We start from the raw sequence: 20,352 nt of genomic DNA on the forward strand, positions 1-20,352 counted from the left end.
CTCAGCCACCGTTCTCGTAGAACAGGTGATGGTCGCCGCCTTCTTTGTTGATCTTGGCGTAGCGTTCCATCTCCTTGTAATTGCTGTTGTCCCAACCGAAGTTGACGAACTGACCACCGTCGGGCCGCTCACCCATGGCCTTCGGCATGCCCGCGTGGAAGTGCGGGCCCGCCGGGTCGTGGGTGTGCTCCACGACCACGCGGGAACCTCCGCCGTTCTTGAGCTCGTACTGCCAGAAGGTACCCAGGTGGGAGGCGTTGTCGGAGTAGGTGTAGCCCTCGACATGCTTGAGACCGATGTCGTCGGTGACCTTCCAGGTGGCCCACAGGTCGTCCACGTCGGGGTCCACCCCGGCCAGCCTGTGCGCGGCCTCCCGGGCCTCCTCCCTGGTCTTGAACGGGTTGCTCTTCTCGCCCTTGGGCGGGCAGCCGTCCGGGGCCAGGCCCAGCGGATCGGCCCACGTGTGCGGGTTGACCACGTAGGTCGAAGGATTCGGCGCGGGGGCCAGGCCCAGCGGGTCGGGGCTGAGGTAGCGGGCCGTCAGCGGATCGTAGTGGCGGAAGACGTTGTAGTGCAGACCCGATTCCGGGTCGAAGTACTGACCCGGGAACCGCAGCGGGGTGTAGGCCGTCGCGTCCCGGTTCCAGGTGGTGCTCCCCCAGAGGGTGGAACGGGTGCGCCAGGCGACGGCGCCCCGCTCGTCGACCAGCTCCGTCGGGGTGCCGACGAGATCCGTGACGATCGCGAAGAACCGCTGGTCGACCTCGCCCTGGTCTGCGGTGCGTATGCGTTCGGTCTGCGCCAGCGGATGCAGGCCCCGGTGCTCCCAGGTGAGGGTCACTTCCCGGGCCGAGCCGGCCGTGCGCGTCGTCTGCTCGCACAGGGTCGAGCCGTCCCAGGTGAACACCACCTCCTCCGCGACCTCGCCGGCCCCCGTCAGCCGCTGCTTGGCCGTGCGCCGGCCCAGCTCGTCGTACCGATAGCGCCAACGGGTTCCGTCCGGCGTCCTCACGGCGACCAGTCGGTCCTGGCCGTCCCACTCGTAACGCCAGGTGTCGGGCTTGCGCGACAGCCGGGGCTCCTGCCGGAGTACGACGCGTCCCAGCACGTCGTACTCGTAGCCGACCCGGCCCGCCCGGGTCAGCCGCGTCCCCTCGTAGGCGCGCAACCCCGTGGCGGACTCGCCGCCCGGGTGGGACTCGGGCCAGGACGCCGACCGCTGGTTGCCCGCCTCGTCGTACGCGTAGTGCTCGGTCCACTGCGCGGCCCGCACGGCTGTGACCCGTCCGGCCGGGTCCAGCTCGAACCGCCGTTGGCCGCCGTGCGCGTCGTCGATCCCGACGAGGGATCCGTCGGGGCGGTAGGAGTACCCGCGGCGCTGGATCAACCTGCCGTCGTGACCGGTGACGGCCCTGTCCGCCAGCCGGCCCCGGTCGTCCCAGGTGCTGGAGAGGGTGAGGTGTTCGCCGATCCGCCGCACGAGCTCGCGGCCGGCCGTGTCGTACTCAAAGGTGATCGTGCGGCCGGAGACCGTCATCTCACGGCAGTGGCCGGCCTCGTCGAAGCTCCACGCACTCACGGCTCCCGCCGGGGTCGTGCGCCCGGTGCGGCGGCCCAGCTCGTCGTGTTCGTACGTCAGCGTGCGCCCGTCGACGGTCTCCGAGCGCAGCCGGCCGGCGCTGTCGCGCAGGCGGGTCAGCGTGCTGTGCGGCCCCGCCGCGTGGGCGAGCTTCCCGAACACGTCGTATTCCAGAGTGGTGACCACCCCGTCGCATTCCCTGCGGATGATCTGCCCGAGGTCGTTGCGGTGGTAGACGGTCTGCCCCAGGGCGTTGGTCCGGCTCAGCAGCCCGCCCGCCGCGTCGTAGGCGTACGCCACGGTCCGGCCGTCGAAATCGGTCTCGGCGATCAGCCGGCCCGCCGGATCGTAGATGTAGGACCAGTGCAGGCCCTGGGGGTTGGTGACCCGGGTGAGCTGGAGGTCGGCGTCGTGTTCGAAGGCGTGGCGCACCCCGTCGGGCCCGGTACGTGCCACCAGGAGGTCGAAATCGCCGTACTCGTAAGAGGTGACCCCGCCCAGGCCGTCGGTGTGACGGACACAGTTGCCCTCGCCGTCGTACTCCCAGGACTGCTCGGTGCCGTCCGGTTCGGTACGGCGCAGCAGGCGGCCCTCGGTACTCCAGGTCAGTCGGGCGGTGTTGCCGAGCGGGTCCGTGACGGCTACGGGGCGTCCGAGGGCATCGCGCCGGTAGCGGGTCACGGCTCCCAGCGGGTCTGTGATCTCCAGTGGCAGTCCGGCGCGGTCGCAAAGGATGGCAGTGGTACGGCCGAGCGCGTCGGTCAGCGACGCCAGGTTCCCGCGCTCGTCGTAGGTGAAGCTGGTTGCGCCGCGGGCGCTGTCCGTCGCGGAGGTGATGTTGCCGCGCTCGTCGTAGGTTCGGCGGACCGTGGTGCCGTCATGGCGGGTGAGGTGGGTCGGGCCGCCGTGATCGCTGTACCGGGCGGTCGCCTCGCGGCCGTCCGGCCGGATCAGGGAGACCAGTCGGCCGTCCTCGTCGTACGCCATGCGACTGCTGCGGCCGAGCGGATCCGTCCGGGAGACCAGTCGGTTGAACCGATCGTAGGCGAAGCGGGTGGCGGATCCGTTGGCGTCGATCTCGGCCACGATCTGGGCCCGCTCGTTGACCTGGTACTGGCGTCGATGTCCGAGGGCGTTGACGACGGTGGTGACTCCGTCGCCGTACTCGAACCGGGCGTTGAGGTGCCCGTTGGTGCCTGACTGGGCGACGCAGCGGTCGCGGTCGTCGTAGGCGTAGTCGAAGTGGCGGTCGTTGGTGTCGGTCCAGGAGTTGATCCGGCCGTGGTCGTCGTAGCCGAACCGAAAGGGTAGGCCCGAGGAATTGGTGACCTCGCAGAGGTGGCCGTCGGTGTACCCGTAACGCAGGATCTCGGTCCCGTCGGCCAGGGCGAGCCGGGAGATCCTGCCCGCGGTGGCGGTCAGCTTCAGGTGGTAGCCGCCGCTGTGGACCACCTCTTGAGGGGTGCCGTCCTCGTCGTGGACGAAGGAGACGTGGTTGCCGTTGCTGTCGTCGATCTGCACCAGGAGCGCCAGCTCGTCGTTGTGGAGGGCGAAGTGCCATACACGCCCGCTGCGGGGGTCGGTGATGCGGTATCCGCCACCGTCGGCGTCCCTGGAGAGCGGCCAGCGGTGGCCGTGCGTGGGGTGGACGGGGACGCCGGGCGCCGGGTGCGGGTAGGCCAGGACGCTGGAGTCCTCCCGCAGGAAGACGATGCCCTCGGCATCGATCTCCAGCCGCTGGTCGATGGTGCTGGCCCAGGCCGGGCCGAACCACCGGCCCGCCCGGTAGGAGGACTCGAAGGTCCGCTCGAAGAGGAGCGGCAGGGTCCCGGACAGGGCCACGTCGGTCTGAGTGAGGATCATGCGGCCGGTCGCGACGTCGACCGGGTCCTCCTCGCACACCTTGTCCTTGGACGAGTCGCGGGAGGAGCTGTCTGGGCCGTCCTTTTCAAGGTGACTGCGGCCCGGCACCTTGACATCGTCGGCATGCTTGGCGGCGGAGCCGATCTTCTTGAGGGAGCCGAGGCCCTTGGAGCCGACGAGTTCCGGGATCATCTTGCCGATGCCCTCGGAGGGGTCCTTCAGGAACTCGTCGAGCATCTGCTTGCCCGCGCCCATGGGGTCGTTGACCATGGTGACCAGGCCCGCGGCCGTCGAGTTCAGGTTGGTCACGTACTCGGCCGGGTGCGTGAGGTTGTACGGGTCCATCGGGTTCAGCGCCCGGGCGAAGTTCGCCATGCCGGCGGTGCCCTTGAGGACGCCGCCCGCCAGGTGCGTCGTGGCCAGGTCCAGGTAGTCCATGCCGTCGCCGAGCTGCTCGGCGTACGAGGGCTTCGGCGGGGCCGCGTCACGGGCCGCGCGCACCGCCGTCCGTACCGTCTCCGCGACGTCGTTGCGCTGCTTGCGGGCGGTATCCAGCTTCTCCTGCGCCGCTTTGGCGATCGGAGTGCCGGGATCGGTGAAATCCTCCGACGGACGCGGCGGCAGCGGGTCCTGCTTCGCCTTGAACGCGTCGTTGTAGGTGTCCACCAGCTTGTTGTGGGCGGTGCGGGCGTCGGTGGAGACCTTCTTCGCCCGGTTGTACTCCTCCAGCGCCTCCTTGGCCTGGCCCTGCGCCCACTCCACCGTCTCCGCGAACCGGCCCATCGCGTCCGCGGCCTTCCCGAAGGCGTCCGCGGCCTTGAACCAGCGCGGCGGCTCCTTCGCCACCGCCTCCCGGAAGGAGTCCGCCGTCGCGCCCTTGAGGCCGTCCGGCTCACCCATCCCCTTCAGACCGTTGCCGACCTTGTCGAAGGAAGACTTGAAGTCGTTCAGGTGCGACACCTGCGCACGGATCTTCGACACGCTGCCGTAAACGAGCTTGTGGGGATCGTCGGTCTGCCCCAGCTCCAGCTCGGAGACGTCCGCACCGAGCTGGTTCGCCGCCGAGCGGCTCTTGTCGCGGATCCAGTCACCGGCGTCGTCCAGACCCACCTCGTCCGCGAGACCGGCCGTCTTGTCACCGGCCCACTCGACGAAGTCACCGACCTTCTCGGTGCCCTTCTCGATCCCGTCCTCGATGAAGTCCGGTACGAAATCCCCCAGGCCCATCAGCGCTCCCCCGCGTCACGCTTCGCCTGCTCCAGCAGATCGTTCAACGAGCCGATCTTCCCCGTCGACGTCAGCTTGTCGCCCGTGTCCGACCAGGTCTTCTTCATGTCCTCGGCACTCTTCTCGAAGGACTCGGCACTGTAGTCGGGCTTGTAGGCGTCGGCGGAGAACATGTCGCCCCACGACTTCTGCTCGATCTCGTCCTCGCTCGCGTGCGGATTGCCCAACACGGCAGCGTTCACCACCACCTTGAACGCGCCCTGGACGTACTGCTCCTCCTCCCACACCGTGCCCGCGGCGATCCCGAGGTTCCCGGCCAGCGCGCTCGCGTTCTGCACCAGGCTCCGCACCCCCCACTCCCAGCGTTCGCAGAAGTCCTCGAAGTCCTTGGACAACCCCATGTGGCCGGTTTCCATCCCCGTCATCGACAGATCGGAGAAACCGGCACCCTGCGAAGCACCCGCAGCGTCCGAGGACTCACGCAGCTCCCCGATCGCCGCCCGCAGACCGTCCCGGATGTTCTTGACCGCCGCCGGCGAAACCTCGAGATCCCCGTCGCCGGCCACTAGGCCACCTCCCCGCGGTCCAGGTCCACGGCGCTGCCGTCGGGAACGATCCCCGCGACCGGCGGGAAGAACATCGACCCGTCCTCGTCCGCCACGTTCACGGCCACACCCGCCGGACGGTCCGCCATCGGGACCACCGCGTCCACCAGCCGGGCGCCCAGCATCGAGAGGTACTCCCACTCCCGGCCTGCGTCCGCCTCGCCGCGCGCCGCCGCGAACCGGGCCAGCGCCTCCTCGTCCGTGAACGCGTAGATCCACCGGATACCACCGGACACCGCCGACATCAGGCCGCCGTCGGGGCCGTCCGGAAGGGGAACCAGCAGGACAGCCCGCCGGAACTCCCCCAACAGGCGGCCGGAATCACCCGCCCCGCTCCGTATCGCCGCGATCTCTGCGGTCAGTTCCATGGCTGCATCCCCTCCAGCGCCGGTCAGCGTCCTGGAACAACACGCTACCGGGGACCCCACTGGTTCCCTCAGGCCCCCTCGCAGCTCCCTGTCAGGCGTGGTTCACCGGGAGGACGTCCGGGGAGAGGGCGCCCGCGTGGGCCGAGGCGCTCGTCATCTGCTTGCGGTGGTGGCGACGGCACAGGACCTCGTAGCCGATCTCCTCCGCCGGGCGGTTCACATCACCGACCACCACCTGGGCGCCTTCCACCACCATCTCGCCGCCCACCGTGCGGGCGTTGTGCGTGGCGCGGGCTCCGCACCAGCACAGGGCCTCGACCTGGAGCTGCTCCAGGCGGTCCGCCAGCTCGATCAGGCGCTGCGAGCCGGGGAAGAGCTTGGTGCGGAAGTCCGTGGTGATGCCGAAGGCGAAGACGTCCATGCCGAGGTCGTCCACGATGCGGGCCAGCTGGTCGATCTGCTCCGGCGCGAGGAACTGGGCCTCGTCCACGATCACGTAGTCCGCCTTGCCGCCCTTGGTGAGCCGAGCCACCACGTACGCGTACAGATCCATGCCCTCCGGCGCCTCCACCGCCTCCGTCACCAGGCCGAGGCGGGAGGACAGCTTGCCTTCGCCCGCACGGTCGTCACGGGTGAAGATCACGCCCTGCAGGCCCCGCGCATCGCGGTTGTGGGCGATCTGGAGCGCCAGGGTGCTCTTTCCGCAGTCCATCGTTCCGGAGAAGAACACCAGCTCGGGCATGGGGAGTTCAGAGCCTTTCAGGGGGGAGGGGGGCCGGGAGCGTCAGGAGCGGATTTCGAGCAGCGGGACGAGCTGCTCGGCCGGGGTCATGGAGCCGTGCATGCCCGCGAGGGCCGATTCGTTGGGCTCGGCGCGCGAGGCGGTGATCGCCACGTCGGCCTGGGCGGCGGCGATGACGTCGCCGATGCGGCCGAGGACCCGCTCGTCGCATTCGCCCGGTGCGCCGAACCAGCCCAGGTCCAGGGCTTCCTGCCGGCTCGCGACCCAGAAGCGGTCGCCGAGCACCTCGCGCCAGACGGTCAGGACGTCGGCCTCGGCGCCGGGTACGGCGTACACGTGCCGGGCGCGGCCCTCGCCGCCCAGCAGGGCCACGCCGGCGCCGAGTTCCCAGTCGTCGTCGTAGTCGATGCGGGAGTCCTCGTCGAAGGGGACGTCCACCATGCCGTGGTCGGCGGTCACGTACAGCGCGGTGCGCGGCGGGAGTTGCTCGGCGAGGCGCTGGACGAGGCGGTCCACGTACATCAGCTGGCCGCGCCAGGCGTCGGAGTCGACGCCGTGCCGGTGGCCGGCCCCGTCGAGCTCGCTGTAGTACGTGTATACGAGCGAGCGGTCGCCGGCCGCGAGGCGCTCGGCCGCGAGGTCCATGCGCTCCTCGCCGGTCATCCGGCCGAGGAAGGTGCCGCCGCTCAGCGCGACCTTCGTGAGGGGGGTGGTCTGGAAGGCGGGCGAGGACACCTGCGCCGTGGCCACCCCGGCCGCGTCCGCCTGCTGGAAGACCGTCGGGTACGGCTGCCAGGGCTTGGGCGGGGTCCACGGGTGCCAGCGGAGCTGGTTCATCAGTTCGCCGGTGGCGGGATTGCGCACGGTGTAGCCGGGCAGGCCGTGCCGCGCGGGCGGCAGGCCGGTGCCGACGGAGGCCAGCGAGGTGGCGGTGGTCGCCGGGAAGCCGGCGGTGATCGGGCGCCCGGTGCCGCCGCGCGAGGTGGCGAGGAGGGAGGTGAGGTACGGGGCTTCGTCCGGGTGGGCCTTGATCTGCTCCCAGCCCATGCCGTCGACCAGGAACACGCAGTTGCGGTCGGCGGGGCTCAGCTCGGCGATCGAGGCCTCGAAGCCGGGTACGCCCTGGCCGGCCACGAGGGTGGGCAGCAGGTCGGCGAGCGAGCCGGTGCCGTAGTGCGGCACCGGGGCTCCGGCCAGGTCCAGGAGCTCGGGCTCGTCCTGCCAGCTCTGCGCGGCGGAGTACGACGCCATCAGCGGGCGTGGGTGGCGGACGTGGCTGCTGTGGCCTCGGAGAGCGCCTGGGCGAAGACCAGGGTCTGGCGGACCGCCTCGGGGCCGTCGCCGGCCTCGCTGACGCGCAGGCTGAGGTCGTCGGCGGTGGAGTTGCCGGTGTAGCCGTGGTCGGCGTCGCAGTTCTGGTCGCCGCAGGCGGCGGGCTCCAGGTCGATGCGCGAGACCGCGCCCCAGCCGATGGTCAGGACGACCTCGCGGGGCAGGGTGCCCGGGGTGTAGGACTCCGGGTTGGCGACGACGCGGCTGAGCACCACGGAGGAGATGCTGGCCAGCTTGACCGATTCGGTGGAGGTGGTCGCGTACGGGGAGGGGGAACCGGCGTCGGCGGCCTGCTCATCGGTGTGGCTGACGATGAAGCGGTTGCCGGTCAGGACCAGCACCGTGACGTGCCGGCGCACCTCGTTGGAGTCGAAGGTCGTCTCCTGGTGGACCAGGTACGACGCAATCGGCTCGCCGCCCACCGCGGCCTCCACGGCCTCGGCCACGAGGGCCGGGTAGTAGCCGCTGCGCTCGATCGCCGTGCGCAGCCCCTGGGTCGTCGTACCGGATTTCGCCATGAGGTCCATCCTAAGGCCCGTACGGGGCACCCCGGCCGCCCTGGGGCTCGTCCCGGGGCCTCAGTAGCTGGGCAGGGTCCGCGGGCCGAGATCGCCGCGGGCGGGCGGGTGTGCGACGCGGACCGTCGCGCTGAGCACGGACAGTCCCTCGGTGGCGACGACGACGGGCTCCAGGGCGACCCCGACCACCTCGGGGTGGTCGTCGACGAGGCGGGAGAGGCGCAGCAGCAGTTCCTCCAGGGCGGGGGTGTCCACGGGGTCGCTGCCGCGCCAGCCGAAGAGCAGCGGGGCGGTGCGGATCGAGCGGATCAGGCTCGCCGCGTCCTTGTCCGTGGCGGAAACCAGCCGGTGGGCGGTGTCCCCGAGCAGTTCGGAGGCGACCCCGGACAGCCCGAAGGACAGGACGGCGCCGGCGGCGGGGTCGATGACGGAACGGATGACGGTGTCGACGCCCCGGGGAACCATCGACTGGACCACGGGGAGGAGTTCCTGCGGTTTGCCCAGCGCGTGGGTGAGCTCCTCGTACGAGCGGCGCAGCTCGGCCTCGGTGGTGAGGTCGAGGCGGACCCCGCCGAGGTCGGCGCGGTGGCGCAGGTGCGGGGCGGTGGTCTTCAGCGCGACGGGGTAGCCGAGGACGGCCGCGGCGCGGACCGCGGCGTCGGCGCTGGGCGCCGGCAGCGTGGCGAGCACCCGGATCCCGTACCGGGCGAGCAGCTCGCGGGCATCGGGGTCGTCGAGGGTGACCACCGCCTCCTCCCCCACGCCGGCCAGCAGGCGGGAGAGCTGCCCGGCGGCCCCGCTCTCGTCGATGTCCTCGAACTCGGGCACCTGCCCGACCTCGGCGACGCCGCGGCGCCACTGCCCGTACCGGACGGCTTCGGCGACGGCCTTGACGGCCCGCTCGGCGGCGGGGTAGCTGGGGATCCGGGCGGCCGCTCCCGGAGCGGGCACGGCGGCGGCACCGGAGGCCGCGCCGCCGGAGGCCGGCTCAGGCCGGAAGGGCGCGGCCGGGGCGGCGGGCCCGGGGGCGGCGGCGGGCCCGGAGGCGGCGGCGGTCGCGGAGCCGGAGCCGGAATCGGAGTCGGCCCCGGTGGTGGGCATCGCCTCGGACCCCGCGGCCAGGGCCGCCAAAGCCGTCGCGGGCGTCGGCAGCGCCGCGGGCAGCGCGGCCGCGAGGTCCGCCGCCCCCGCCGGCGCGGTCGCCGCCGAGAGCGCCTCCGCGAGGGCGCCCAGTTCCACGTGGACCACGGCCACCGGCTTGCCGGGGTGCCCGGCGGCGGCCGCCCGCAGGGCTTCCGCCAGATCGTCGGCGAGCGCGTGCTCGCTCACCCACGGGATCGCGGTGACGACGACGGCGTCGGTGTCCGGCGAGGCCAGCGCCGCGGAGACGGCCGTACGGAAGTCCTCCGGCGAGGCGGCCGTGGTCAGGTCGAGCGGCGGCAGCGGCCGCAGCCCCTCCGTCAGGCAGGCGTCGTAGGTGAGGACCCCGAGCGATTCGGAGTTGCCGAGGATGGCCACCCGCGGCCCGGCCGGTACGGGCTGCGAGGCCAGGAGCAGGCCGACGTCCACCAGCTCGGTCACCGTGTCGACCCGGATGACGCCGGCCTGCCGCAGCAGCTCGGAGACCGTCGCCTCGGGCAGCCGGGTGCCGGGGACCACGTGTCCGGCGGGGGTGCGCCTGCCTCCCCTGGCGACGACCACCGGCTTGACGGCGGCGGTGCGCCGGGCGAGGCGGGTGAACTTGCGCGGGTTGCCCAGGGTCTCCAGGTACATGAGCGCCACGTCCGTGGCCTCGTCGTCGTACCAGTACTGGAGGATGTCGTTGCCGGAGACGTCGGCCCGGTTCCCCGCGGACACGAAGGAGGACAGCCCCTCCCCGCGCCGCAGCAGCCCGGAGAGCAGCGCGATGCCGATCGCCCCGGACTGGGTGAACAGGCCGACCCTGCCCCGCGCGGGGGCCGGAGCGGGGGCCAGGGAGGCGTTCAGCTCCACCTCGGGGGCCGTGTTGATCACCCCGAAGGCGTTCGGTCCGATCAGCCGCATCCCGTACGAGCGCACCTGCCGGACCAGTTCGCGCTGGCGGGCCATGCCCTCGGGCCCGCTCTCCCCGTATCCCGCGGACAGGACCACGAGGCCCTGCACCCCGTGTTCGCCGCAGGCCGCGACCGCGTCGGGGACCCGGTCGGCCGGGACCGCGATGACGGCCAGATCGACGGGGGCGCCGACGGCGCCGAGCGTGGGGTAGGCGCGTACGCCGTCGAGCAGATCGCGGGTGACCGCCTCGTTGACCGCGTAGAGGTGGCCGTGGAAGCCGCTGTCGCGCAGGTTGCGCAGGGCCGCCGCGCCCACGCCCGCGAGGGAGCGGCTGACGCCGATCACCGCGACCGAGCCGGGGGACAGCAGGCGCTGGACGGAGCGGGCCTCGGCGCGCTGCTCGCGGGCGCGCTGGACGGCGAGGGATTCGGCGGTCGGTTCGAGGTCGAGCGTGAGGTGGACGGAGCCGTCCTCGAAGCTGCGCTTCTGCTGGTAGCCGGCGTCCGTGAACACCTTGATCATCTTGCCGTTCGCCGGCAGCACCTCGGCCGCGAAGCGGCGGATCCCGCGCTCGCGGGCCACCGCACCGATGTGTTCGAGCAGGGCGGAGGCGACCCCTCGTCCCTGGTGGGCGTCCTGGACGAGGAAGGCGACCTCGGCCTCGTCGGAGGGCCCGGTGGCCGAGCGGCCGTCGGCGCCGATCCGGTCGTAGCGGACGGTGGCGATGAACTCGCCGCCGATCGTCGCGGCGAGCCCGACCCGGTCCACGTAGTCGTGGTGCGTGAAGCGGTGCACGTCGCGGTCGGAGAGCCGGGGGTAGGGGGCGAAGAAGCGGTAGTACTTCGACTCGTCCGAGACCTGCTCGTAGAAGCTGACCAGCCGGCCCGCGTCGGCGGTGGTGATGGGCCGGATCCGGGCGGTCCCGCCGTCCCGAAGGACGACGTCGGCTTCCCAGTGGTCCGGGTACGAGGGGTCGGACTCGGTCGTCATGGGGTCACCTTAAGGCGCGAACGGTTCGATTGGCCTGGGCGCGGCGCATCGGGCAAGCTGGCTCGAATCAGGGCAAGCTGGGGTAGGTCGAACGGCGGGGAAACTCGGGCCGAAGGTCGGTTCGACCATTCCGGACGTCGTGAGAGACTGGTCTAGACAACCGTAAGAACCTGAAGGGCATCACCATGGCAGAGCGCCGCGTCAACGTCGGCTGGGCCGAGGGCCTGCACGCTCGTCCCGCCTCGATCTTCGTCCGTGCGACGACCGCTTCCGGCGTCCCGGTGACCATCGCGAAGGCCGGCGGCGACCCCGTCAACGCCGCCTCCATGCTGGCGGTTCTGGGCCTGGGCGCCCAGGGCGGCGAGGAGATCGTCCTGTCGTCCGACGCCGATGGCGCCGAGGCCGCGCTGGACCGCCTCGCGAAGCTGGTCGCCGAGGGTCTTGAGGAGCTCCCCGAGACCGTCTGACCCCTTCGGGTTCGACCCGCAGGACTTGCTGGACTTGCTGGACTTGCACGGCGAAGCCGGTGCCCCCGACCGATGAGGTCGAGGACACCGGCTTCGCTGCTTTCCGTACGCGTCGCCGTTCCGGCGCACGCCATGCCCGCCGGCCCGCGTCATGGCGGCCCGCATCATGGCGGCCCGAGCCATGGCAGCCCGAATTCCGGCGGCCGAATTCTGGTGACCGGATTCCGGTGACCGAATTCCGGCAGCGCAATAGGACCCGGAATTCAGGGCGCGGCACACCAGGCGCGGGCACGCATTACCGGCCCGGATATCGCCCCTTTGTATACGGCGTTTGTTAATGCGGAACGCTCGCCGTGTTTACGGCAGGTTGCAAAGTCCTCACGCGCATCCGGTGCGCCCCCGCCGCCCGGTCCACGTGGGCCGCGGTCAGCGCCCGGGCCCGCTCGGCGTCGCCCCGGGCCACCGCGTCCACGATCGCGCCGTGCTCCGCCCAGGACTCCACGGGCCGCACCGGGGCCTCCACCACGTACATCCAGGCCACCTTGTGGCGCATCTGGGTGAGCAGGGCGATGAGCCCGGGACTGCCCGAGGCCTGGGAGAGCGTCTCGTGGAACCAGCCGCCCAGGGAGCGCAGATCCTCCCCCTGGCCCCGCCTGGCCCGTTCCTGGCCCAGCCTGACCAGGCCGCGCAGGACCTTGAGGTGGGCCTCGCTGCGGCGCCGGGCCGCCCGGGCGGCCGCGAGGGGCTCCAGGAGCATCCGTACCTCCAGGAGGTCGACCGCCTCCTGCTCGGTCGGCTCGGCCACGCAGGCACCGGCGTGCCGGCGGGTGGTCACGAACCCCTCGGACTCCAGCGTGCGCAGCGCCTCGCGCACCGGGACGCGCGAGACCCCGTACCTGCGGGCCAGCACCTCCTCGGTCAGCCGGGAGCCGGGCCCGAACACCCCGGAGACGATGTCGTCGCGGATCGCTGTGCATACCGTGTGCGCGGGAATACGCAAGACCGGACCTCCGCCTTTTTCGTATGGCTGTGCGCGTTGCGACTCTATTGCAACACACGATAATTTCCGAGGACGGCCGGAAATACGAAACATTCACACACCGCGGGGCGCGAAACACGACGAAGGCCCCGGCTCTCAAAGAGCCGGGGCCTTCGTGGAAGACGTGCGGTGGGGCGAGCGGTCAGACGTTGACGCCGTGCGAGCGCAGGTACGTCAGCGGGTTGATGTCCGAACCGTAGTCGGCGCCGGTGCGGGCCTCGAAGTGCAGGTGCGGGCCGCTGGAGTTGCCGGTGGAGCCCGACAGGCCGATCTGCTGGCCCGGGGTGACCTGCTGGCCGACGCGGACGTTCAGCGAGGACATGTGCCCGTACTGGGTGTACGTGCCGTCGGCGTGCTTGATCACGACGTTGTTGCCGTAGGCGCCGCCCCAGCCCGCCTCGACCACGGTGCCCAGGCCGACCGCGTGCACGGAGGTGCCGGAGGAGGCGTGGAAGTCGATGCCGGTGTGGCTGCCGGAGGACCACATGCCGCCGCCCGCGTGGTACTGCGTGCTGACGTAGGAGCCGTCGATCGGCGAAACGAAGGTGTTGAGGCGCTTGCGCTCCTCTTCGCGGGCGGCGCGCTCGGCGGCCTCGCGCTCGGCCTTGGCCTGGGCTTCGGCCTTCGCCTTGGCCTCGGCGGCCCGCTGGCGGGCGTCGGCCTCGGCCTGCGCCTTGGCGGCGGCGGCCTCGGCGGCCCGCTGCTGGGACTGGGCCTGGGCCTCGACGTCACCGGCGAGCTCGTCGGCCACGACGATGGTGTTCAGGGCGCCGGTGTCCTCCACGGAGGGAGAGTGGTCCGCGGCGAACGCGGGGCCGGCCAGGGAGCCCACGACGCCGGTGGCGGCGAGGGCGGCTATGCCGGCGTAACCGGCGGTCTTACGGCTCATACGGCTCGAACCGCGGTGCTTGCCGGCGGCACTGCTGCCAAACGCCATGAAGGGGCTGATCCTTTCCTTCCCTCTCGCCTACCGGGTTAGCTGACGGGTTCGGAGCAGGAAGGTCTCCTACGGGCCCCCTCTTGCGAGGCGGTCCGATTCACCCCAGGGACACAAGTGGGTCCCCGGCTCCCCAGGCTCGCGCCTGACGGGGACTCGGCGATCGCTGCCCGGTGCCGCGGATGCGGCGGTTACGACTGACGGACAGCACGGCCGACGCTAGGCGGATCTTCAGGTAATCACCAAACAGACGCGCCCTTTTGTTGCGTACGCCACACCACATACGAGCAACCACGCCAGAAAAAGGACAAGAAACCCAAAAGGGGCTCCAGCGGACAAGCCGCCGGAGCCCCTTCCATGGCAAGCCAGTTGACGGCCCGCCGGAGACCACCGGCGATCACCGGAGGTCACGGGCGGTCAACTGGCGGTCAGGCGCCGATCAGTTGGCGACCACGGTCACTTCGCCGATCCCGAGGGCCCGTACCGGCTCCTCGATCACCGAGGCGTCCCCGACCAGGACCGTGACCAGACGGTCCACCGGGAAGGCGCTGACGACCGCCGAAGTGGCCTCCACCGTCCCGGTCTCGGCCAGCCGCGCGTACAACTGCGCCTGGTAGTCGTCCGGCAGCTCCTGCTCGACCTGGTCGGCGAGCGTGCCCGCCACGGAGGCGGCCGTCTCGAACTTCAGCGGGGCCACCCCCACCAAGTTCTGCACGGCCACGTCCCGTTCGGCGTCGGTCAGGCCGCCCTCCGCGAGGGTGCGCAGCACCGTCCAGAGGTCGTCCAGGGCCGGGCCGGTGTTCGGGGTGTCCACCGAGCCGCTGATGGCGAGCATCGAGGCGCCCTTGCCGTCGGCGGTGGAGCGCAGCACCTGGCCGAAGGCGCGCACGCCGTACGTGTACCCCTTCTCCTCGCGCAGCACCTTGTCCAGCCGGGAGGTGAGCGTGCCGCCCAGGCAGTACGTGCCGAGCACCTGGGGCGCCCAGACCCGGTCGTGGCGGTCCGCCCCGATGCGGCCGATCAGCAGCTGCGTCTGGACCGCGCCGGGCCGGTCGACGATGACCACGCGGCCCGTGTCGTCGGCGGTGATCGGCGGGACCGGGCGCGGGGCGGTGGTGTCACCGGTCCAGGCGCCCAGGGTGTCGGCCAGGACGGCGTCCAGGTCGATGCCGGTCAGGTCGCCGACGACCACCGCGGTGGCGGTCGCGGGGCGCACGTGGGCCTCGTAGAAGGCGCGTACGGCCGCGGAGTCGATGCGGGCGACCGTCTCCTCGGTTCCCTGACGGGGGCGGGACATCCGCAGGGAGGCCGGGAAGAGCTCCTTCGAGAGCTGCTTGGCGGCGCGGCGCTGCGGGTTGGCGCTCTCGTGCGGGATCTCGTCGAGCCGGTTGCGCACCAGGCGGTCGACCTCGGCGTCGTCGAAGGCCGGCGCGCGCAGTGCCTCGGCGACCAGCCCCAGCGCCTTGTGCAGGCGGGAGGCCGGGACCTCCAGGGAGACCCGCAGGCCGGGGTGGTCGGCGTGCGCGTCGAGGGTGGCGCCGCAGCGCTCCAGCTCGGCGGCGAACTCCTCGGCGGAGTGCTTGTCGGTGCCTTCGGACAGGGCGCGGACCATGATCGTGGCCACGCCGTCGAGGCCCTCGGGCTCCGCGTCGAGCGGGGCGGCGAGGTTGATCTCGACCGCGACCACCTGCTGGCCCGGGCGGTGGCAGCGCAGCAGGGTCAGGCCGTTGGCCAGTACCCCGCGCTCGGGGGCCGGGAAGGCCCACGGCTGCGGCTCGCCGGCCTCGGGGCGCGGGTGGAAGGTCATCGTGACGGCTGCGGTGTCGGCTGCGGTGTCGCTCACTGCTCCGCCCCCTCGTTCTGGTCGGTCTCGTCGATTTCGTCCGCCGCGTCGGCTTCGAGCGGCTCGTAGACCAGCACCGCGCGGTTGTCCGGGCGCAGTCGGGCCGCGGCCACGGCCTGCACTTCCTCGGCGGTGATGTCGAGGACGCGCTGGACCGCGGTCAGCGCCAGCTGCGGGTCGCCGAACAGCACCGCGAAGCGGCACAGTTCGTCGGCGCGGCCGGCCACCGTGCTCAGCCGGTCCAGCCACTCGCGCTCCAGCTGGGCCTGCGCGCGCTCCATCTCCTCGGCCGTCGGGCCCTCGGCGGCGAACCGCGCGAGCTCCTCGTCCACGGCCGCCTCGATGGCGGGCACCTCGACCCCGCTGGAGGTCTTGACGTCCAGCCAGCCCAGCGAGGGCGCGCCGGCGAGGCGCAGCATGCCGAATCCGGCGGCGACGGCGCTCTGGTCGCGGCGCACCAGCCGGTTGTGCAGGCGGGAGGACTCGCCGCTGCCCAGGACGGTCAGCGCCACGTCGGCGGCGTCGCACTCGCGGGTGCCGTCGTGCGGGAGGCGGTAGGCCGCCATCAGCGCGCGGGCCGGGACCTCCTCGACGATCTCCTCGCGGAGCTGGCCGCCCATGATCTCGGGCAGCGAGCCGTCGCGCGGCGGCTGCTTGCCGTCGTGGCCGGGGATGGTGCCGAAGTACTTCTCGACCCAGGCGAGGGTCTTCTCGGGGTCGATGTCGCCGACGACCGAGAGCACCGCGTTGTTGGGCGCGTAGTACGTACGGAAGAACGCGCGCGCGTCCTCCAGGGACGCGGCGTCCAGATCGGCCATGGACCCGATCGGGGTGTGGTGGTACGGGTGGCCCTCCGGGTAGGCCAGGGCCGTCAGCTTCTCGAAGGCCGTGCCGTACGGGACGTTGTCGTACCGCTGGCGGCGCTCGTTCTTGACGACGTCGCGCTGGTTCTCCATGGACTCGTCGTCCAGGGCGGCCAGCAGCGAGCCCATCCGGTCCGCCTCCAGCCACAGCGCGAGCTCCAGCTGGTGGGTCGGCATCGTCTCGAAGTAGTTGGTGCGCTCGAAGCTGGTGGTCCCGTTGAGGGAGCCGCCGGCTCCCTGGACCAGTTCGAAGTGGCCGTTGCCGGAGACGTTCTTCGAGCCCTGGAACATCAGGTGCTCGAAGAGGTGAGCCAGGCCCGTACGTCCCTTGACTTCGTGGCGCGAGCCGACGTCGTACCAGAGGCAGACCGCGGCGACCGGAGTCAGGTGGTCCTCGGACAGCACCACGCGCAGGCCGTTGGCCAGCCGGTGCTCGGTCGCTGTGAGGCCGCCGGAGCCTGCGTGAGCTGTGGCCGTGTGACCCATGGGCATGTGGTCCCTTCGATCGCGATGCAGAGATTCCTGTCAGACCTGCCACTGTATGCAAGCGTGTCGGCAGGCGGAGAAGTTCCCGGCCCAGTCCTGGGTCGGAGTCGGCGTTGTCGGTGCCTCGGGCCACAATGGTCCGCGTCACCCCTGTCCGAAACCGTCCGCCCGCACGACCCAGCCCCGTCCCAGTCCAGTCCCCGCCCCACCCCGTGAGAGCTCAGCTCATCCCGATTCTTGGTTAAGGAGCCGCGCAGCGATGGCCCGCCGCAGCACGAAGACCCCGCCGCCGGAGGATTTCGAGGAGAAGATCCTCGACATCGACGTCGTCGACGAAATGCAGGGCTCCTTCCTCGAGTACGCGTACTCGGTGATCTACTCCCGCGCCCTGCCCGACGCCCGCGACGGCATGAAGCCGGTGCACCGGCGCATCGTCTACCAGATGAACGAGATGGGCCTGCGCCCCGACCGCGGCTACGTCAAGTGCGCCCGTGTCGTCGGCGAGGTCATGGGCAAGCTGCACCCGCACGGCGACGCGTCGATCTACGACGCCCTCGTGCGCATGGCGCAGCCCTTCTCCATGCGGCTCCCGCTGGTCGACGGCCACGGCAACTTCGGCTCGCTCGGCAACGACGACCCGCCGGCCGCGATGCGGTACACCGAGTCGAAGATGGCCGACGCCGCCTCGCTGATGACGGACGGGATCGACGAGGACACCGTCGACTTCGCCGCGAACTACGACGGCCAGGAGCGCGAACCGGTCGTCCTGCCGGCGGCGTACCCGAACCTGCTGGTCAACGGCGCGTCCGGCATCGCCGTGGGCATGGCCACCAACATGGCCCCGCACAACCTCGGCGAGGTCATCGCGGCCGCCCGCCACCTGATCCGCTACCCGGAGGCGGACCTGGACGCGCTGATGCGCTTCGTACCGGGTCCCGACCTGCCCACCGGCGGCCGGATCGTGGGCCTCTCGGGCATCAAGGACGCCTACGAGAACGGCCGCGGCACCTTCAAGATCCGCGCCACGGTGGCCCTGGAGGACGTGACCCCGCGCCGCAAGGGCCTGGTCGTCACCGAACTGCCCTTCACGGTCGGCCCCGAGAAGGTCATCGCGAAGATCAAGGACCTGGTCGGCTCGAAGAAGCTCCAGGGCATCGCGGACGTCAAGGACCTCACGGACCGGTCCCACGGCCTGCGCCTGGTCATCGAGATCAAGAACGGCTTCCACCCCGAGGCCGTGCTGGAACAGCTGTACAAGCTGACGCCGATGGAGGAGACCTTCGGCATCAACAACGTCGCGCTGGTCGACGGGCAGCCGCTGACGCTGGGCCTCAAGGAGCTGCTGGAGGTCTACCTCGACCACCGCTTCGAGGTCGTGCGCCGGCGCAGCGAGTTCCGCCGCGGCAAGCGGCGGAGCCGCCTGCACCTCGTCGAGGGCCTGCTCGTGGCGCTGCTCGACATCGACGAGGTCATCCGGATCATCCGGGACAGCGACAACTCCGCGCAGGCCAAGGAGCGCCTGATGGAGCGCTTCTCGCTGAGCGAGATCCAGACCCAGTACATCCTGGACACCCCGCTGCGCCGGCTCACCCGCTTCGACCGGATCGAGCTGGAGTCCGAGCGGGACCGGCTGACCGGCGAGATCGACGAGCTGACCGGGATCCTCGACTCCGACAGCGAGCTGCGCAAGCTGGTCTCGGCGGAACTGGCCGCGGTGTCGAAGAAGTTCGGCACGGAGCGCCGTACGGTGCTGCTGGAGTCGGCGGGCACGGCCGTCGCGGCGGTCCCGCTGGAGGTCGAGGACACCCCCTGCCGGGTGCTGCTGTCCTCCACCGGGCTGCTGGCCCGTACGCCGAACGCCGACCCGCTTCCCGAGGAGGAGGGCGGCGCACGCGCCAAGCACGACCTGATCGTCTCGCAGGTCGCGGCGACCGCGCGGGCGGAGGTCGGCGTGGTCACCTCGTACGGCCGGCTCCTGCGGCTGTCGGTGATCGACCTGCCGCAGCTGCCCGACACCCACGCCGCGCCGAACCTGGCGGGCGGCGCCCCGGTCACGGAGTTCCTCTCCGCGCTGGAGGCGGACGAGAAGGTCGTCTGCCTGACCTCGCTGGACGAGTCGGGGCAGGGCCTGGCGCTCGGCACCGAGCAGGGCGTGGTCAAGCGGGTCGTGCCGGACTATCCGGCGAACAAGGACGAGCTGGAGGTCATCACCCTCAAGGACGGTGACCGGATCATCGGGGCGGTCGAGCTGCGCACGGGCGAGGAGGACCTCGTCTTCATCACCGACGACGCCCAGCTGCTGCGCTACCCGGCCGGCCAGGTCCGCCCGCAGGGCCGCCCGGCGGGCGGCATGGCGGGCATCAAGCTCGCGGACGGCGCCAAGGTGATCCACTTCTCGGCGGTGGACCCGGCGCGCGAGGCGGTGGTGTTCACCGTCGCGGGCTCGCACGGGACGCTGGACGACTCCATGCAGTCCGGGAAGCTCACCCCGTTCGACCAGTACCCGCGCAAGGGCAGGGCCACCGGCGGCGTGCGCTGCCAGCGCTTCCTGAAGGGCGAGGACGTCCTGCTGCTGGCCTGGGCGGGCGCGTCCCCGGTCCGCGCGGCCGCGGCGAACGGCACCCCGGCCCTGCTGCCGGCCGTCGACCCGCGCCGCGACGGCTCGGGCACGGCGCTGCCGGCGGTGGTCGCGGCGCTGGCGGGGGTGGCGCTGTAGGAGCGCCGCCGACGGTACGCGCTCATTCGGGTGGTACGTCCCAGGGACGTACCACCCGAATGGCGACTAGTGTTTTCCCTCTTGGCACTGGCGGGTGGGGCGGGGGGACAGAGAAGTGACGAGTCTTCGGTCGGGCGGATCGATCAGGGACTGGGCTGAGGCCCAGCGCCGAACGCAGCAGATGCAGTATGAGCCCGGGCTCCCCGCACCCGCACCCGCCGTGCTGGGCAACCGGCGGGAGCAGGCGACCGAACGGCAGCATCACGAGGGCGAGGCACGCCGGCGGTCCGCGCAGCTCGACACCGAAGTCGATTCCCTTCAGGGCCTGCTGGTCGCGGGGTGCCGAACACCCGCGTTCCGGATGTCCACCCTGATCCGACCGGAGCGGCCGGAGCCGTTCGATCCGGGCCATCTCGCGCACCCGGTACCGATGCCGCGCATCGACCAGTTCGAGCAGCAGAGCGCCGGGTGGACTCTCGGCTCGGGCCAGCGGGCGCAGGCGGAGCGGGACGCGCATGCCCGGTACACCCAGGCCTGGCAGGCCGCGCACGCGGCGGAAGCACAGCGACAGCAGCAACTGGCGTCGTACCGACAGCAGTACGACGTATGGGCAGCGGAGCAGATCGCCGGGATACGGGCGCACAACGGCGGGCTCGACGAGCTGAGCCGACTCCTGCGGGCCGGAGACCCGGAGGCCGTCGTGGAGTACTTCTCGGCTGCCCTCTTCGCCTCCACCGCCTGGC

Annotated in this window: 13 protein-coding genes, 1 pseudogene and 1 riboswitch; of the genes and pseudogenes, 3 read left to right on the forward strand and 11 right to left on the reverse strand. The window is 71.6% G+C overall.

Going from position 1 to position 20,352, the window contains the following annotated elements:
- Nucleotide 1: 1 nt before the first annotated feature.
- The 7 genes from ACWCP2_RS09015 to ACWCP2_RS09045 form a co-directional block, all read right to left on the reverse strand.
- Nucleotides 2-4,669, reverse strand: coding sequence for a putative T7SS-secreted protein (locus ACWCP2_RS09015; protein ID WP_450907909.1), 4,668 nt, complete (start codon nucleotides 4,667-4,669; stop codon nucleotides 2-4).
- Nucleotides 4,669-5,235, reverse strand: a complete 567-nt coding sequence (locus tag ACWCP2_RS09020; protein WP_450907910.1) for a hypothetical protein — start codon at nucleotides 5,233-5,235, stop codon at nucleotides 4,669-4,671. Before ACWCP2_RS09020 ends, ACWCP2_RS09015 begins: the two co-directional genes overlap by 1 nt.
- A complete protein-coding gene (locus ACWCP2_RS09025) occupies nucleotides 5,235-5,642 on the reverse strand; it encodes an SseB family protein (RefSeq protein ID WP_450907911.1) in 408 nt (135 codons plus the stop codon). The genes ACWCP2_RS09020 and ACWCP2_RS09025 overlap by 1 nt, the downstream gene beginning before the upstream one ends.
- A gap of 91 nt (nucleotides 5,643-5,733) precedes the next feature.
- Entirely contained in the window at nucleotides 5,734-6,384 is a 651-nt protein-coding gene (locus ACWCP2_RS09030) for a thymidine kinase (RefSeq protein ID WP_450907912.1), read from the reverse strand.
- A 42-nt stretch (nucleotides 6,385-6,426) separates the two neighbouring features.
- The gene (locus ACWCP2_RS09035; protein ID WP_450907913.1) at nucleotides 6,427-7,635 is read right to left on the reverse strand and encodes an alkaline phosphatase family protein; all 1,209 of its coding nucleotides are present in this window, start codon (nucleotides 7,633-7,635) and stop codon (nucleotides 6,427-6,429) included.
- Nucleotides 7,635-8,243, reverse strand: coding sequence for a DUF5998 family protein (locus ACWCP2_RS09040; RefSeq protein WP_450907914.1), 609 nt, complete (start codon nucleotides 8,241-8,243; stop codon nucleotides 7,635-7,637). The genes ACWCP2_RS09035 and ACWCP2_RS09040 overlap by 1 nt, the downstream gene beginning before the upstream one ends.
- 51 nt (nucleotides 8,244-8,294) lie before the next feature.
- Nucleotides 8,295-11,258, reverse strand: coding sequence for a bifunctional acetate--CoA ligase family protein/GNAT family N-acetyltransferase (locus ACWCP2_RS09045; RefSeq protein ID WP_450907915.1), 2,964 nt, complete (start codon nucleotides 11,256-11,258; stop codon nucleotides 8,295-8,297).
- Between the two features lie 185 nt (nucleotides 11,259-11,443).
- Here ACWCP2_RS09045 and ACWCP2_RS09050 point away from each other — a divergent pair, with 185 nt between their 5' ends.
- A complete protein-coding gene (locus ACWCP2_RS09050; RefSeq protein WP_383938072.1) occupies nucleotides 11,444-11,725 on the forward strand; it encodes an HPr family phosphocarrier protein in 282 nt (93 codons plus the stop codon).
- Nucleotides 11,726-12,059: 334 nt separating this feature from the next.
- Here the strand turns inward: ACWCP2_RS09050 and ACWCP2_RS09055 are convergent, their stop codons facing one another.
- The 4 genes from ACWCP2_RS09055 to ACWCP2_RS09070 form a co-directional block, all read right to left on the reverse strand.
- A complete protein-coding gene (locus tag ACWCP2_RS09055; RefSeq protein ID WP_450907916.1) occupies nucleotides 12,060-12,725 on the reverse strand; it encodes a GntR family transcriptional regulator in 666 nt (221 codons plus the stop codon).
- A gap of 181 nt (nucleotides 12,726-12,906) precedes the next feature.
- A complete protein-coding gene (locus ACWCP2_RS09060) occupies nucleotides 12,907-13,701 on the reverse strand; it encodes a M23 family metallopeptidase (protein WP_450907917.1) in 795 nt (264 codons plus the stop codon).
- A gap of 12 nt (nucleotides 13,702-13,713) precedes the next feature.
- Nucleotides 13,714-13,873: riboswitch (cyclic di-AMP (ydaO/yuaA leader) on the reverse strand.
- A gap of 267 nt (nucleotides 13,874-14,140) precedes the next feature.
- Nucleotides 14,141-15,508: a M16 family metallopeptidase gene (locus tag ACWCP2_RS09065; RefSeq protein WP_450907975.1), complete on the reverse strand. Its 1,368-nt coding sequence runs from the start codon at nucleotides 15,506-15,508 to the stop codon at nucleotides 14,141-14,143.
- 32 nt (nucleotides 15,509-15,540) lie between these two features.
- Nucleotides 15,541-16,893, reverse strand: a complete 1,353-nt coding sequence (locus ACWCP2_RS09070; RefSeq protein ID WP_450907918.1) for a M16 family metallopeptidase — start codon at nucleotides 16,891-16,893, stop codon at nucleotides 15,541-15,543.
- Between the two features lie 259 nt (nucleotides 16,894-17,152).
- Between ACWCP2_RS09070 and ACWCP2_RS09075 the strand changes: the two genes are divergently transcribed.
- Together ACWCP2_RS09075 and ACWCP2_RS09080 are read left to right on the forward strand one after the other, a co-directional pair.
- The gene (locus ACWCP2_RS09075; protein ID WP_450907919.1) at nucleotides 17,153-19,609 is read left to right on the forward strand and encodes a DNA gyrase/topoisomerase IV subunit A; all 2,457 of its coding nucleotides are present in this window, start codon (nucleotides 17,153-17,155) and stop codon (nucleotides 19,607-19,609) included.
- A gap of 181 nt (nucleotides 19,610-19,790) precedes the next feature.
- Nucleotides 19,791-20,352 (forward strand): annotated as a pseudogene (locus ACWCP2_RS09080) (restriction endonuclease); the annotation flags it as partial.

The organism is Streptomyces sp. NPDC002104 (assembly GCF_053593795.1).